Raw genomic sequence first — 13,932 nt, 5'->3', positions numbered from 1 at the left:
GACAAAGGGCGCAACCATCGCCAGATGATCGCGCCCTTTGCCAGATGTGCCAGATCACAAAAGACGTGCGGCCCCTTGGGGCCGCTCCTTTGGATCAGGCCGGTTTACTCGGTGACACGCACGGCCGCCATGCGGTCGGGCTCGCCGACCACAGCGCCGTTCGGGCCTGTGCCGCGCTTGATCGCGTCCACGGTTTCCATGCCGGACACAACCTCACCAACGACCGTGTACTGACCGTTCAGGAAATAGCCTGGTTCGAACATGATGAAGAACTGGCTGTTTGCGCTGTCAGGGTTCTGCGAACGGGCCATACCGACCACGCCACGCTCGAACGCCAGATCGGAAAACTCAGCAGGAATGTTGCCCAGATCAGAGCCGCCTGTGCCAGCGCGACGCATATCGCCACCGACCACGCCGTATTCGACATCACCTGTCTGCGCCATGAAGCCGTCAATCACGCGGTGAAACACAACGCCGTCATAGCCACCATCAGCCGCAATCGCGGTGATCTGGGCTGCGTGCAGCGGTGCGACCTCTTCGAACAGATCGATCACGATTGTGCCCTCGGCCTCGCCTGCGATATCGATCTCAAGACCTGCGGACAGCGCGGGGCTGGCGACAAGCGCCAGAACAGTTGCCAGCTTATACATCGGCAGCCACCTTGACGCTGATCATGCGGTCCGGGTTTGCAGGTGGCTCGCCTTTGGCAATGTTGTCCACGTGCTCCATGCCCGATGTGACCTGACCGTAGACGGTATACTGGCCGTTCAGGAAATCGTTGTCCTTGAAGTTGATGAAAAACTGGCTGTTGGCTGAATCCGGGTTTTGCGACCGTGCAGCGCCAAGCGATCCGCGCGCGTGTGGCACCTTGCCAAATTCCGCTGGTACGTTTGGCATGTCGGACCCACCTGTGCCTGCGCGGCCCGGGTTATAGTTGTTTTCCATGTTTGCATGTTCAACATCGCCCGTCTGCGCCATAAAGCCGGGAATGACACGGTGGAAGGCCACGTTGTCATACTTGCCAGCACGCGCCAGCGCTTTCATGCGCTCAACATGCTTTGGCGCCACGTCTGGCAGCAATTCAATGATCACATCGCCGTCTTTGAGCGTCATGATGATTGTGTTCTCGGGGTCTTTATAGTCGGCCATGCGGCTCTCCTGTTCATAAATCGTTTCCCTGCTGACATATGGCGCTTGCCCGCAATTGCCAAGCCAAGGTGATGGGGTGTCGGCGGTTGACTGTCGTCGGGTCATGTCGCAGGTAGGCCCCAACCGACCGCACAGGAGATCATGATGACCGGCACGCAGACGTGGAAAACCCTTGATGACATGGACCTTGCAGGCAAGCGCGTGCTTGTGCGCGTCGATATCAACGTCCCTGTCGAGGATGGCAAAGTCACTGACACCACGCGGATTGAACGGATCACCGCGACCGTGGACGACATTCAGGAGGCTGGCGGCAAGGTCATTCTGATGGCCCACTTTGGTCGCCCGAAAGGTCAGGTGGTGCCGGAAATGTCGCTGGAACACATCGCCCCTGCCGTGGCCGACGTGCTGGGCCTGCCGGTGACGTTTGTGGATAGCGACTATGTCGATGCCGTTGCCGAGATGGACGACGACGAGGTGCTGCTGCTGGAAAACCTCCGCTTCAATCCAGGCGAAGAGAAGAACGACGAGGGCTTTGCCAAGCGCCTTGCATCACTGGCCGATATCTACGTGAACGATGCTTTCTCGGCCGCCCACCGCGCCCATGCCAGCACCGAGGCGATTGCCCGCTTGCTGCCATCCTGCGCAGGCCGCCTGATGGCCGAAGAGCTGGGCGCGCTGGAAAAGGCACTTGGCACGCCAGAACGTCCGCTGGTGGCTGTGGTTGGTGGGGCCAAAGTGTCGACCAAACTGGATTTGTTGGGCAATCTTGTGGGCAAGTGCGATTATCTGGTGATCGGCGGCGGCATGGCGAACACATTTCTTGCCGCGCAAGGCATGGATGTGGGCAAATCGCTGTGTGAACACGATCTTGCCGATACAGCCCGCGATATTCTGGAAAAAGCTAAGGCCGCCGGCTGTGAAATCGTCCTGCCGCGCGATGTCGTTGTGGCGCGCGAATTCAAAGCGGGTGCCGCCAATGAGGTTGTCGCACCAGACGCATGCCCCGCCGACGCGATGATCCTTGATGCAGGCCCCGATACGGTCACCTACATCTCAGAGGTCTTTGCTGGTGCCAAAACGCTGGTCTGGAACGGCCCGCTGGGTGCGTTTGAGATCGAGCCTTTTGATCGGGCGACCAATGCGGCTGCCGGTGTGGCTGCGGCGCTGACAGATGCGGGCAACCTGATCTCGGTTGCGGGCGGTGGTGATACGGTTGCCGCGCTCAATCAGGCGGGTGTTGCGGATAACTTCAGCTACATTTCAACCGCTGGCGGCGCCTTTCTGGAATGGATGGAAGGCAAGGAATTGCCAGGTGTTGCGGCCCTTTCGGCCTGATAACGCTAACCGTTAGCGCAACCCCGATTGAGTGGCCCCTGCTGCCCGTGCTTAGTGAAGAAACAAACATTTCTTCAGCACGGGGTCCGGCATGGTACATCAGGCGCAACTTGCACAAATCCAAAGCGGTCAGGGTTTCATCGCGGCACTGGACCAGAGCGGCGGATCAACGCCAAAGGCGCTGCGCCAATATGGCGTGACCGATGAAGCTTACACAAACGATGATGAGATGTTCGCGCTGATGCACGGGATGCGCAGCCGGATCGTCTCGTCGCCTGCCTTTACGGGTGAAAAAGTTGTTGGCGCGATCCTGTTCGAGATGACGATGGACCGCCAGATCGAAGGCCGCCCTGCCGCTGAGGCGCTTTGGCAGAACCACGGCGTGGTCCCCTTTCTGAAAGTCGATAAAGGCTTGCGCGACCTGCACAACGGCGTGCAGCTTATGAAGCCGATTGACGGGCTGGATACGCTTTTACAGCGCGCCGTCGATGCGGGCATGTTTGGCACCAAGATGCGGTCGGTCATCGCCGAGGCAAACCCGGACGGGATCAACGCGATCGTCGTGCAGCAGTTCGAGATCGGTAAACAGATCCTGTCGCACGGCCTTGTTCCGATCCTTGAACCCGAAGTCTCCATCGCGATTGCCGACAAGGCTGAGGCCGAGAACCTGCTGCTTATCGCCTTGACAAAAGCACTTGATGCGCTGCCCGCCGATCAGCAGGTCATGCTGAAACTGACGCTGCCTGAAACGCCAAACCAGTATTTGTCGCTGGTCAACCACCCCCGCGTGCTGCGGATCGTGGCGCTATCGGGCGGATACGACCGGACAGAGGCCAACGCCAGATTGGCACAAAACACCGGCATCATCGCCAGCTTTAGCCGCGCGTTGACCGAAGGGCTATCAGCCGATCAAAGCGATGACGCATTCCACGCACACCTCGCGGCGACGGTTGACAGCATCTATCAGGCGTCCGTTGCGGGATAGGGCATAGACCGGTGCTGCCAATCTGCTAGATTGCCAAAAAACGGGCAAAAAGCGGTGGCGCGTATGCGTGAAATTTCGGGACTTGTTATCCTAAGTTGGCTTGCGGCCTGCGCGTCCGAGCCGCCTGCCCCCGAAGTCACGCTGGCCCGCGCGCTGATCAATGAGCCGGTGACATTCGACACCATCCCAAAGCTGGGCACGTTGACCATCACCGCAGGCACCGACACGATACCGCGCACGTTCGTGGATTTTTCGGTTGGTGCCGTCGATCCAAGCGCATGGTTTGAGGTGCAATCAGGCACGCCGACATTGTCGCTTTGGGCGCTGGACCCGAATGACACCGACCTGTCCGGCACAAACAGCATTCGCGTGCGAGCGACCTTCCCCACGATTGGACCGGGTGTATCATCAAGCGCCACCCTTGCAGCCATCGGGGAAGACGGCGCAACGCTGGCCGCCGCGCAGGATGATTTGCAGGTCTTTGTGACAAGCCTTGTGCCCGTGGCGAACACAAACTTTGCGCGCGCCACGGGCACGCTCATCGGCACGATCTGTCGCACGGGCGATACCGAAGCAGACACACAAGCCTGCGTCCCGTTGTCGGGGGAATTTGATACGTCCGTAGGCGTGCAAAACTAGGGATTTTGCGCATTTAAGGGATTCACAAAGCGAATCAGATGTGCGATTCTGCTGTCAGTCACCCGTCAGAGGTGACAGATGAGGCAGACATGATCCGACGCACTCGCCCAGCAATGGGCCCGCTCTTCACGTTTTTGGGGCTCCTGTTTCTTGGGGTCTATTTCACCTTTGCTGCGGTGCAAGGTGACTATGGCGTGTTCAAGCGTGGTGAAGTGAAGGCCGAGGCGCGCGCGCTTGAGATCGAACTGGCGCAACTGCACGCCGAAGTGGCCCGCATGGAAAACCTCACACGGCGCCTGTCGGACACATATCTTGATCTTGATCTGCTCGATGAACAGGCCCGCGACGTGCTGGGTCTTATCCGCGCCGACGAGATTGTCATCCGTTAAAGCCAGTTTCTTTGCGATAGCCTTGCACGGAGTGGAACCCTCCTATGCGTCGTTCGGTTGACATAACGTCACTTTGACTCTCGTAATTCCCTGATACATGGTTTAGGGAAATGGTTTAACGCTAAACTACTTTTCAGTCTGGTCCCCCGACGGAGGAAATCACATGGCCGCCAAAAAGGCTTCATCCAAAAAACCCAACGTTTCCGCAGAACAACTGCTGGATCACTACCGCGAGATGCTCTTGATCCGACGGTTTGAGGAAAAAGCGGGTCAACTTTACGGGATGGGACTGATCGGCGGCTTTTGCCACCTTTACATCGGACAAGAAGCGGTTGTTGTGGGCCTTGAGGCCGCAGCAGAGGAAGGCGACAAGCGCGTCACATCCTACCGCGACCACGGCCACATGCTGGCCTGTGGCATGGACCCAAAAGGCATCATGGCCGAGCTGACAGGCCGCGAGGGCGGCTTTTCCAAAGGCAAAGGCGGCTCCATGCACATGTTCTCCAAGGAGAAGCATTTCTACGGTGGCCACGGCATCGTTGCAGCGCAGGTGCCGATTGGTGCCGGTCTGGCCTTTGCCGACAAATACAAAGGCAATGGCCGCGTGACATTCACCTACTTCGGTGACGGTGCTGCCAACCAAGGTCAGGTCTACGAGGCCTATAATATGGCCGAGCTTTGGGACCTGCCGGTCGTGTTCGTGATCGAGAACAACCAGTATGCGATGGGTACATCGACCAAACGCTCCACCAAGTCGCCATCCTACTGGGAACGCGGCGCAGCCTACGGCATCCCCGGCGAGGAAGTGGACGGCATGGACGTGCTAGCCGTGAAAGAGGCAGGCGAACGCGCTGTTGGTCACTGCCGCGCTGGCAAAGGCCCCTACATCCTTGAGATCAAGACCTACCGCTATCGCGGCCACTCCATGTCGGACCCTGCGAAATACCGCACCCGCGAGGAAGTTCAGAAGATGAAAGACGAGCGTGACCCCATTGAACAGGTCCGCGACATGCTTCTGACAGGCAAGCACGCCTCTGAGGATGATCTGAAAGCGATCGACAAGGAAATCAAAGGAATCGTGAACGAGGCTGCGGAGTTCTCCAAAGAAAGCCCCGAGCCCGAGCTGGACGAGCTTTGGACAGATATCTACGCCGAAGAAGACCCCACCGCTGCGTAAGCGACTGATTGGCCAATGCAATTAAGCGCCGGGGCCCAGATGCCCGCGCACGACTGAATAGGGATAAGACACATGGCAACCGAAATCCTCATGCCCGCCCTCTCGCCCACGATGGAAGAAGGCACGCTGGCCAAATGGCTGGTGAAAGAAGGTGACGAAGTAAAATCCGGCGACATCATGGCCGAGATCGAAACCGACAAAGCGACGATGGAATTTGAAGCCGTTGATGAAGGCATCATCGGCAAAATTCTGATCGAAGAAGGCACTGAAAACGTCAAAGTGAACGTGGCCATCGCGGTACTGCTCGAAGACGGCGAAAGCATGGACGACGCACAGATTGACGACAGCCAGTCGCAGCAGCCTGCCCCTGCCGACAAGGAGCAATCGTCCGAAACAGCGCCCGCCGCTGGTATGTCACACCCCGAGCCCGCTCAGCCCAAGGACACTTCGCCCGATTGGCCCGAAGGCACACCGATGAAGCAGCAGACCGTCCGCGAGGCGCTGCGCGATGCCATGTCCGAAGAAATGCGTCGCGACGAAGATGTCTTTTTGATGGGCGAGGAAGTGGGCGAATACCAAGGTGCCTACAAAATCTCGCAAGGCATGCTGGACGAGTTTGGCGACAAGCGCGTCATCGACACGCCGATCACCGAACACGGCTTTACCGGTATCGCCGTTGGTGCGGCCTTTGGTGGCACACGCCCGATTGTTGAATTCATGACTTTCAACTTCGCCATGCAAGCCATTGACCAAATTATCAATTCCGCGGCCAAGACACTTTATATGTCTGGCGGTCAGATGGGTGCACCGATGGTGTTCCGTGGGGCTAACGGTGCCGCCGCCCGCGTAGGTGCCCAGCACTCCCAATGTTATGCCGCTTGGTATATGCAGGTGCCCGGCCTGAAGGTCGTGATGCCCTACTCCGCCGCAGACGCCAAAGGTCTGATGAAAACCGCGATCCGCGACAACAACCCGGTCATCTTCCTTGAGAACGAGATCATGTACGGCAAGTCGTTCGACGTGCCTGATTTGGAAGACTTCACCATCCCCTTCGGCAAGGCCAAGATCGAACGGTCCGGCGATGATGTGACCATCGTTTCCTTTGGCATCGGCATGACCTACGCACTGGCCGCCGCTGAAAAGCTGGCCGAGGAAGGCATCAACGCTGAGGTGATTAACCTGCGGTCCCTGCGTCCGATGGACACCGAAACGATCCTTGAGTCCGTACGCAAGACCAACCGCTGCGTGACCGTCGAAGAAGGCTGGCCGCAAGGCAGTGTCGGCGGCTACATCAGTGGCGTCATCATGCAAGAGGCGTTTGATTACCTCGACGCGCCCGTCATCACCTGCACAGGCAAAGACGTGCCGATGCCATACGCCGCCAACCTTGAAAAGCACGCGCTTGTAACGACAGAAGAAGTTGTCGAAGCCGTCAAAAAGGTCACCTATAAATGATCCAGACGTTTGTCACACTGGCCCTGACGGCTGCGGCACTGCCCGCTGCTGCCTTGGCCTGTGATCGCGCGCCTTTACAGGTGGTCGATATGGCAGACAAACCGATCACGCTGACGATTGATCCCGCCTGTCTGACCGACCCCACCGATACGGGTGTCATCATGGCCGATCTTGCGATCCAACTGACCGAGGCTCATCTGGCCGCCGATACCCGCGCCGACTTTACCGCCGTGCGCGAGGTAATCGTCGAAACCTTCGTCTCGGAAATTCTTGAACCAACGCTATCCGCCAACTAACGGAGCCTGCCCCATGCCTATCGAAATCCTCATGCCCGCCCTGTCGCCCACTATGGAAGAAGGCACACTGGCAAAGTGGCACGTCAAAGAAGGTGATACGGTATCATCCGGTGACATCATGGCCGAGATCGAGACCGACAAAGCCACGATGGAGTTCGAGGCCGTGGACGAAGGCGTCATCGGCAAGATCCTGATCGACGAAGGCTCTGAAGGTGTGAAAGTGAACACGCCCATCGCGGTCCTGTTGGAAGACGGCGAAAGCGCAGATGACATTGGTGAAGTTTCTGCGCCAAAGGGCGAGGCGAGCAGCAACGCAGCCCCAGCGGAAGCATCAGACGACACAGCGCCCGCCAAAGGTTATGGCAAGGGCGCAACTGACGCGACACCGGCCCCTGCGGCAGGGTCCAAGGACGGCGAGCGCATCTTTGCCTCCCCCCTCGCGCGGCGCATCGCTGCGGACAAGGGCCTTGATCTGGCCGATATCTCGGGCTCCGGCCCGCGCGGTCGGATCGTGAAGGCAGATGTGGAGAACGCCAAGCCCGGTGCGAAACCTGCGGCTGCGTCCGATAGCAAGCCCGCCGCCAAGACCGACGCGCCTGCCGGTGCCGCAATGGCCGCTGGTCCGTCGACAGAGACCGTCATCAAGACCTACGAGGGTCGTCCGTTTGAAGAGGTCAAGCTGGACGGTATGCGCAAGACCATCGCCGCGCGCCTGACAGAGGCCAAGCAATCCGTGCCGCACTTCTACCTGCGCCGGGACATCCAGCTCGATGCGCTGATGAAGTTCCGCAGCCAGCTCAACAAGCAACTGGAAGCGCGCGAAGTGAAGCTGTCGGTCAACGACTTTATCATCAAGGCCTGCGCATTGGCGCTGCAACAGGTGCCAGAGGCAAACGCCGTCTGGGCCGGTGATCGCACGCTGAAGTTCGAAAAATCCGACGTGGCCGTGGCCGTCGCTATCGAAGGCGGTCTGTTCACACCCGTGCTGAAAGACGCCGAGATGAAGTCACTGTCGGCCTTGTCGGCAGAGATGAAAGACCTTGCCACCCGCGCTCGCGACCGCAAGCTGGCACCGCACGAATATCAAGGCGGCAGTTTTGCGATTTCCAACCTCGGCATGTTCGGGATCGATAACTTTGACGCCATCATCAACCCGCCACACGCGGCCATTCTGGCCGTAGGCGCTGGCGTGAAAAAGCCGATTGTCGGCGCTGATGGCGAACTGACCGTGGGCATCGTGATGAGCGTGACACTGTCCGTGGATCACCGTGTGATCGACGGCGCGCTGGGGGCCAACCTGTTGACAGCGATCAAGGACAACCTTGAGAACCCGATGACCATGCTGGCCTGATCCGCGCCATCTAGAAAAACAAAAGGCCCGCCAAATTGGCGGGCCTTTTTACGTTAGGATCAATTTCTATCCCATTGATTTGAAAAGCTGGTCCATTGAAATAGATGGCTGCGCGCAACCGCTTTCGCCGACGATCCGCGCGGGCACGCCAGCGACAGTTTTCATCGGCGGCACCTCTTCCAGCACCACCGATCCGGCGGCGATACGGCTGCAATGACCGATCTTGATATTGCCCAACACTTTGGCACCTGCACCGATCAGGACGCCGTCGCCGATCTTGGGGTGACGGTCATCGTCTTCTTTGCCCGTCCCGCCCAGAGTTACGGAGTGCAGCATCGACACGTTGTCGCCCACCACCGCCGTTTCACCGATCACGATGGAATGGGCATGGTCGATCATGATGCCACGACCGATCCTTGCGGCAGGGTGAATATCCACGCCAAATGCCTCGGACACGCGCATTTGCACGAAATACGCCAAATCCTTGCGACCGGCCGTGAACAGGCTGTGCGCAATGCGGTAGGATTGAACCGCTTGAAAGCCTTTGAAAAAGAGCAGTGGTTGCATCAGCCGGTGGCACGCCGGATCACGGTCAAAAATTGCCATCAGGTCAGCGCGGGACGCCTCAACGATTGCAGGGTCTTCCTCAAAGGTCTGGTCCACAATTTCGCGCAAAATCTGTTCAGACATCTCTGGCGAAGAAAGCTTCATTGAGATGCGATAGGCCAATGCAGCCGACAAAGCGCTGTGGTGCAAAATGCCGGAGTGGATCAGGCCGCCCATAAGCGGCTCGGCCTTGATCGCGGCCTCCGCCTCTTCGCAGATGCGATGCCAGACCGGATCGACGGGTGTCACTGTCGCGTTTGTCTGTGCCATGGCGGTCATCCTTACGTCGTCTTGGGCGTGTGTCTTAAAACACATAGGCGGTCTGTGCCAAGAAAAAAGCCGTGATCGCCATGATCACCGAAAACGATGGGATTGCAGCGCGTTGATCAGGACCGCAAGTGCTGCCAGATACGTCCCGTCGCAATGGGCGGGATATGCCCTGCCCACGCGCGCGGGAATAGCCGTCGCAAGCGTTCCTGTCCCCCATTCGGGATGCGCGCGGGCCAAGCGTTTGCGAAAGCGATCCGCCAAATCAGCCCGTTTGACGATCTGATGTGCTGTTGCAGACCAGTCGGCCTGCGGCACTGACAACAGGTAGCGGACAGCAACATCAATATCGGCGATATGAAAGGGGCGCATCGCTAGGGCGACACATCAAGCGTGACAAGCGGGCCGGGGCCGTAGCGCGCGGACACCTGTGCCACCGCAACCTGAAATGGCGCGGCACCGGTTTCGGCAGCTTGGTGCGCGGCATCATAGGTGAATTGCGCATCAGACAGGATTGCCTCCCGCCGGATCACCCCGTCTTGCATGATGCGCAGCAGATAGCTTTCGCGATCCTCGCCCAATGGCACGTCCACGCCGGACCAATCGTCGCCATCAATCCGCGTCTGCCTGATCCAGTTGATCTGCAAATCTGCACCCTGCGATGATGCCCGCAGATGTGCTACGGGATAAGGTCGCAGCCCGTTTCCGGCAAAAGCATGTGCTGCATGCCGGTAGCTGCTGTCCCCTAGGGGGCGCTTTGCAGGTCCATACCGGAAGTGCCTGAGCGTACCGCGCCCAGCCGATGACAGGCTGATCTGGGCTGGTGTGCCATTGAGCACGACGACACACGATCCCGCAGGCCAGACGTCAGGCATCTCGCCGCTGCTTCCTGCCTGACCGCGCAAAAGCCGCGTGAGCGTAAACTGTCCCGCCCCCAAGGGGGACGCTTCTGCAGCCTGAATGATTTCCCAATGATCCGGGCTGCCATCACCCACCGCAATCGTATTGCCACCCGCCAGAACCGCCTCGGTCGACAGCGACGACAGCGCACCGCGCAGCAGACGCACTGTCACATCCTGCCGGTCCCAGCAGCCGACCGGCCCTTTCGCCAAAGACGTCTCTAACGTTCCGATGTGCGAAGCCCGCGTGATGAGACGCGCAAAATCATACCCGCTATCCTGCGCGGCATCATAAAGCGCAACAAGTCCCGGCCACGGGCGGGCAATCGCCGCGACGTGCGGAGCGTGCGGGATTTCGTCACCGGTTAAGAGCGGTAGATCCATGAACAGCATGTCAACGGGCACAGTTGCTGCGTATGGCTTTAGGCTGGCTGTCTGCTCCGGAATTTGCTGTGGAAGGTAAACCTCTGGGTCAACCCGCGTCGCTTCGGCCAAGCGCAACCCCGCCTCTTCAATCCGGTCAATGCGAAAGCGCCCTGTGACTTGGGGTGTCTGAAGCGTGACGACATCGCCAGCGCCCACATCAAGCTGCGAAGGCGGCAGGGCAAAGGTCGCTGTGTCCTGCGCAACCCGCGCCTCGGTGATCCAGCGCGATACAGTGCGCGCCCCCTCCGCCCGGGTCAGGGCCAGCGGGAACGTGCTGCGCGACACGCCCAGTGTGCGATCATCAGGATGCACCGCTTCTGAGACGCCAGCCTCGTAATCGGCTTCGCTGTCGATATATTCCAGCTGCACGCGACCGGTCATCTCGGTCTTGGGCGCGCGCGTGACGGTCATGGCTGTGTCCTGCGCGGGGTCCTGCGCGCAATGGTCAATGGAAATGATCTTGTCTGACCGCCCTGTCCGGTTGCTGAAGACAAGCTTGCCGTCCCGCTCTGCCACCTCGATCCCGTAGGCAAGGATCAGAGGTTGCAAGGCCGCGCGGGCCGATCCGATGTCGGCGACAGCATAGCCGCGCACAAGACCGTAAAGTTCTGTGGTATCGACAGCGTCGATCCCTGAACGGGCACAGATTTCGGTTACGACACCGGCCAAGGTCCGGCTGCTTGCACGCCCGTTCAGCCAGTGCCCGCGTGCGTAATTTGCCCCGTCAGACCAAAGCGTGCTTGCGGCCGGAAAATGCGGAAATGGTCGCGCGTCCCATGCCCAGACATGCGCACGGTCCATCGCAACCATGCGACCGTTGAACACCGACGACAGCGGATTATTGGCGCTTTTGGCGTAGTGTGACGTCATCGCGCGAATGTACTGAGCTTGTATAAGATCGTCGCGCATCCCGTTGGAATAATGCGGTAATTGCGATTCAGATGATTTGGGATCAATGAATTTGTTGGGTTGATTGGTCCCCTTATCAATCGCGGCACAGCCCAGTTCGGTGAACCAGAACGGCTTGGATTCCGGCACCCAGTCTGTCGGGGTCGCGGCGCGTGCGCCGTCAATCCGATTGTGATGTGGATTGGACCACCAGTTCGGCAAATCCTTATAGCGCCAGACCCAAGGTTCGCCGTGCCCGTCGGTAATGGGCGTGCGCCGTTGCGCATCACGCGCGGTTGGCGATTTGTAGTACCAATCGAAACCCTCACCTCCGGTGACGTTAGCTTCTAGGTAGGCCGGATTGTAGATTGACCCGAACGCCGCATCCGCATGATCTTCGCCATCGCGCCAGTCAGATAGCGGCATGTAGTTGTCAATTCCGATGAAATCGATGTTCGGATCGGACCAGAGCGGGTCGAGATGAAAGATTTTGTCGGCTGTGCCAGCAGGTTGATAGCCATGATATTCCGACCAGTCTGCCGCATAGCTGATCTTGGTCTCAGTGCCCAAAATGGCCCGCACCTCTGCTGCAAGCTGGCGCAGCGCAGTCACAAACGGAAAGCTACCGCCTGCGCCGCGAATTTGCGTCATGCCGCGCATTTCCGAGCCGATGCAAAACGCCGAAACGCCGCCCGCAGCAGCACAAAGATGCGCATAATGCAGGATAAAGCGCCTGTAGCCCCATGCATCGAGGCCCGAATACTCCACCGATTTGCCATTGATCGCAAAATCAGACGGCGCACAGCTGCCAAGGAACGCGGCAACTTCCTGCTCTGCTGTTGATGTGCCGTCGGGCGACCCATCCTGCGTAGGCGCCAGTGATGTCGTAATCCGGCCCCGCCACGGCAAGGCCGGCTGAGACCCGCTGCCGTTCCACGGGTCAGTGAGACTATTGCCGCTTTGCTGTTCCATCAGAATGAAAGGATAAAAGACAGGTCGCTGGCCTTTGAACTTCAGACGTTCAATCCCCTCAATCACCGAGGCATCACAGGGCGTGCCGCCATAGATCGGGCGGCCCTCAGCTTGTGCAATCGTCTGCGCGTTGGCTCGTGACAGCCCGCTGACCTGCCATGGCATCGCTTTTGGATCCACATCATTCTGCTCGACCTTCGGGCGCAAGTCGCAAGACCCGCACCGCAAATCGTCACCAAACCATGACACCACCAGAAGCGCAGAGCCTGTCTTTGGCAGCTCTTCCGCCAATGCGGTTGTGGACTGGGAGAAGTCGGTCCGGCCAGAGGGTGTGTTCATATTGATCGCGACAGTTTCGGCGTTGTCCGCTTCCAAATAAACCGGTGTTGTCGCGAGGCTGTATTCACCCGTGCCAGGGATCATGGCCACCGCTTGCACCTGCTGCGACATGTCCTGCAATGCTGGCGGAGTTGCTGCATCAGACGGGCGCATCACCTCAAACGTGAATTGCGGCACGCGATTACCGAACTGCGCAAGCGGCAGATCTTCCATCACGACATACGCAAGGCCACGATAGGCTGGCGTATTCGCAGCGCCTTCCGTAGCTGCAATCTTGGGGTCCGGCTGCTGGTCAACGGTGCCGCGATACAGGCGCATATTCAGGTCTGTGACCGCAACCTCCTCCCCATCAGCCCAGACGCGTCCCACGCGTGCGATCTCACCTTCGCAAAGTGCAACAGCGATGCTAATCGCATAGCTGTATTCGGTCACTTTGGGGCTGGCAGGTGCACCCTTCCCGCCGCCAGATGTTTCGCTGTCTTCAAGAAATTTGGTCGCCCAGATCACCTGACCTGCCACGCGCATACGCCCGTAGACCTGCTGAACGGTCGCACCTTCGCTGGCCCCTGTTAGACGAAAGCGGTCCACGCGGCCGGTTTCAACGGCTTCGGACCCCGCGCCAAGCAGCCGTTGATCAATGACACGACCCAAAGTGGCACCCGCCGCACGCCCGATCACGGCCGCAGACAGACCAAGGACCGACCCGCCAAGCGATGTGCCCAGCGCCAATCCGGCTGCTGAAAGAACGATTGTAGCCAT

13 protein-coding genes are annotated in these 13,932 nt (G+C 59.1%); 8 read left to right on the top strand and 5 right to left on the bottom strand.

Annotated features, from left to right (window positions below; all coding sequences use genetic code 11):
• Window positions 1–104: 104 nt before the first annotated feature.
• Window positions 105–650, bottom strand: a complete 546-nt coding sequence (locus V8J84_RS09020) for a peptidylprolyl isomerase (RefSeq protein WP_339930231.1) — start codon at window positions 648–650, stop codon at window positions 105–107.
• Window positions 643–1,149, bottom strand: a complete 507-nt coding sequence (locus tag V8J84_RS09015) for a peptidylprolyl isomerase (protein WP_339930229.1) — start codon at window positions 1,147–1,149, stop codon at window positions 643–645. Before V8J84_RS09015 ends, V8J84_RS09020 begins: the two co-directional genes overlap by 8 nt.
• Before the next feature lie 144 nt (window positions 1,150–1,293).
• Between V8J84_RS09015 and V8J84_RS09010 the strand changes: the two genes are divergently transcribed.
• The 8 genes from V8J84_RS09010 to V8J84_RS08975 all read left to right on the top strand — a co-directional run bounded on the left by V8J84_RS09010 (window position 1,294) and on the right by V8J84_RS08975 (window position 8,776).
• Complete coding sequence (locus V8J84_RS09010; protein WP_339930227.1) at window positions 1,294–2,484, top strand: phosphoglycerate kinase; 1,191 nt, start codon at window positions 1,294–1,296, stop codon at window positions 2,482–2,484.
• A gap of 91 nt (window positions 2,485–2,575) precedes the next feature.
• Window positions 2,576–3,469 carry a fructose bisphosphate aldolase gene (locus V8J84_RS09005; protein WP_339930225.1) on the top strand — a complete coding sequence of 298 codons (894 nt, stop codon included), beginning with the start codon at window positions 2,576–2,578 and terminating at the stop codon, window positions 3,467–3,469.
• A gap of 63 nt (window positions 3,470–3,532) precedes the next feature.
• Entirely contained in the window at window positions 3,533–4,108 is a 576-nt protein-coding gene (locus tag V8J84_RS09000; RefSeq protein ID WP_339930223.1) for a hypothetical protein, read from the top strand.
• Window positions 4,109–4,197: 89 nt separating this feature from the next.
• The gene (locus V8J84_RS08995; RefSeq protein ID WP_339930221.1) at window positions 4,198–4,497 is read left to right on the top strand and encodes an FtsB family cell division protein; all 300 of its coding nucleotides are present in this window, start codon (window positions 4,198–4,200) and stop codon (window positions 4,495–4,497) included.
• A gap of 163 nt (window positions 4,498–4,660) precedes the next feature.
• The gene (gene pdhA / locus V8J84_RS08990) at window positions 4,661–5,674 is read left to right on the top strand and encodes a pyruvate dehydrogenase (acetyl-transferring) E1 component subunit alpha (protein ID WP_339930219.1); all 1,014 of its coding nucleotides are present in this window, start codon (window positions 4,661–4,663) and stop codon (window positions 5,672–5,674) included.
• 72 nt (window positions 5,675–5,746) lie between these two features.
• Complete coding sequence (locus tag V8J84_RS08985; protein WP_339930217.1) at window positions 5,747–7,129, top strand: pyruvate dehydrogenase complex E1 component subunit beta; 1,383 nt, start codon at window positions 5,747–5,749, stop codon at window positions 7,127–7,129.
• Window positions 7,126–7,425 (top strand): hypothetical protein, encoded by a 300-nt coding sequence (locus V8J84_RS08980; RefSeq protein WP_339930215.1) that lies wholly within the window; start codon window positions 7,126–7,128, stop codon window positions 7,423–7,425. The genes V8J84_RS08985 and V8J84_RS08980 overlap by 4 nt, the downstream gene beginning before the upstream one ends.
• 13 nt (window positions 7,426–7,438) lie before the next feature.
• Window positions 7,439–8,776 carry a pyruvate dehydrogenase complex dihydrolipoamide acetyltransferase gene (locus V8J84_RS08975; protein ID WP_339930213.1) on the top strand — a complete coding sequence of 446 codons (1,338 nt, stop codon included), beginning with the start codon at window positions 7,439–7,441 and terminating at the stop codon, window positions 8,774–8,776.
• Between the two features lie 66 nt (window positions 8,777–8,842).
• Here V8J84_RS08975 and cysE read toward each other — a convergent pair whose 3' ends face one another.
• The 3 genes from cysE to V8J84_RS08960 all read right to left on the bottom strand — a co-directional run bounded on the left by cysE (window position 8,843) and on the right by V8J84_RS08960 (window position 13,932).
• On the bottom strand, window positions 8,843–9,652 hold the full coding sequence (gene cysE / locus V8J84_RS08970; RefSeq protein WP_339930211.1) for a serine O-acetyltransferase: 810 nt from the start codon (window positions 9,650–9,652) through the stop codon (window positions 8,843–8,845).
• A gap of 84 nt (window positions 9,653–9,736) precedes the next feature.
• Window positions 9,737–10,021 (bottom strand): DUF7742 family protein, encoded by a 285-nt coding sequence (locus tag V8J84_RS08965; RefSeq protein WP_339930209.1) that lies wholly within the window; start codon window positions 10,019–10,021, stop codon window positions 9,737–9,739.
• A gap of 2 nt (window positions 10,022–10,023) precedes the next feature.
• Entirely contained in the window at window positions 10,024–13,932 is a 3,909-nt protein-coding gene (locus V8J84_RS08960) for a baseplate multidomain protein megatron (RefSeq protein WP_339930207.1), read from the bottom strand.

It is taken from the genome of Yoonia sp. 208BN28-4 (genome assembly GCF_037543925.1).
Classification (GTDB): Bacteria; Pseudomonadota; Alphaproteobacteria; order Rhodobacterales; family Rhodobacteraceae; genus Yoonia.
This window is presented reverse-complemented; position numbering and strand designations above follow the sequence as displayed.

Excerpts from the sequence above, each read along its gene's own strand:
- V8J84_RS09020 (WP_339930231.1), bottom strand. The coding sequence starts at position 650 with ATGTATAAGCTGGCAACTGTTCTGGCGCTTGTCGCCAGCCCCGCGCTG.
- V8J84_RS09015 (WP_339930229.1), bottom strand. The coding sequence starts at position 1,149 with ATGGCCGACTATAAAGACCCCGAGAACACAATCATCATGACGCTCAAA.
- V8J84_RS09010 (WP_339930227.1), top strand. The coding sequence starts at position 1,294 with ATGACCGGCACGCAGACGTGGAAAACCCTTGATGACATGGACCTTGCA.
- V8J84_RS09005 (WP_339930225.1), top strand. The coding sequence starts at position 2,576 with ATGGTACATCAGGCGCAACTTGCACAAATCCAAAGCGGTCAGGGTTTC.
- V8J84_RS09000 (WP_339930223.1), top strand. The coding sequence starts at position 3,533 with ATGCGTGAAATTTCGGGACTTGTTATCCTAAGTTGGCTTGCGGCCTGC.
- V8J84_RS08995 (WP_339930221.1), top strand. The coding sequence starts at position 4,198 with ATGATCCGACGCACTCGCCCAGCAATGGGCCCGCTCTTCACGTTTTTG.
- pdhA (WP_339930219.1), top strand. The coding sequence starts at position 4,661 with ATGGCCGCCAAAAAGGCTTCATCCAAAAAACCCAACGTTTCCGCAGAA.
- V8J84_RS08985 (WP_339930217.1), top strand. The coding sequence starts at position 5,747 with ATGGCAACCGAAATCCTCATGCCCGCCCTCTCGCCCACGATGGAAGAA.
- V8J84_RS08980 (WP_339930215.1), top strand. The coding sequence starts at position 7,126 with ATGATCCAGACGTTTGTCACACTGGCCCTGACGGCTGCGGCACTGCCC.
- V8J84_RS08975 (WP_339930213.1), top strand. The coding sequence starts at position 7,439 with ATGCCTATCGAAATCCTCATGCCCGCCCTGTCGCCCACTATGGAAGAA.
- cysE (WP_339930211.1), bottom strand. The coding sequence starts at position 9,652 with ATGGCACAGACAAACGCGACAGTGACACCCGTCGATCCGGTCTGGCAT.
- V8J84_RS08965 (WP_339930209.1), bottom strand. The coding sequence starts at position 10,021 with ATGCGCCCCTTTCATATCGCCGATATTGATGTTGCTGTCCGCTACCTG.
- V8J84_RS08960 (WP_339930207.1), bottom strand. The coding sequence starts at position 13,932 with ATGGCTACAATCGTTCTTTCAGCAGCCGGATTGGCGCTGGGCACATCG.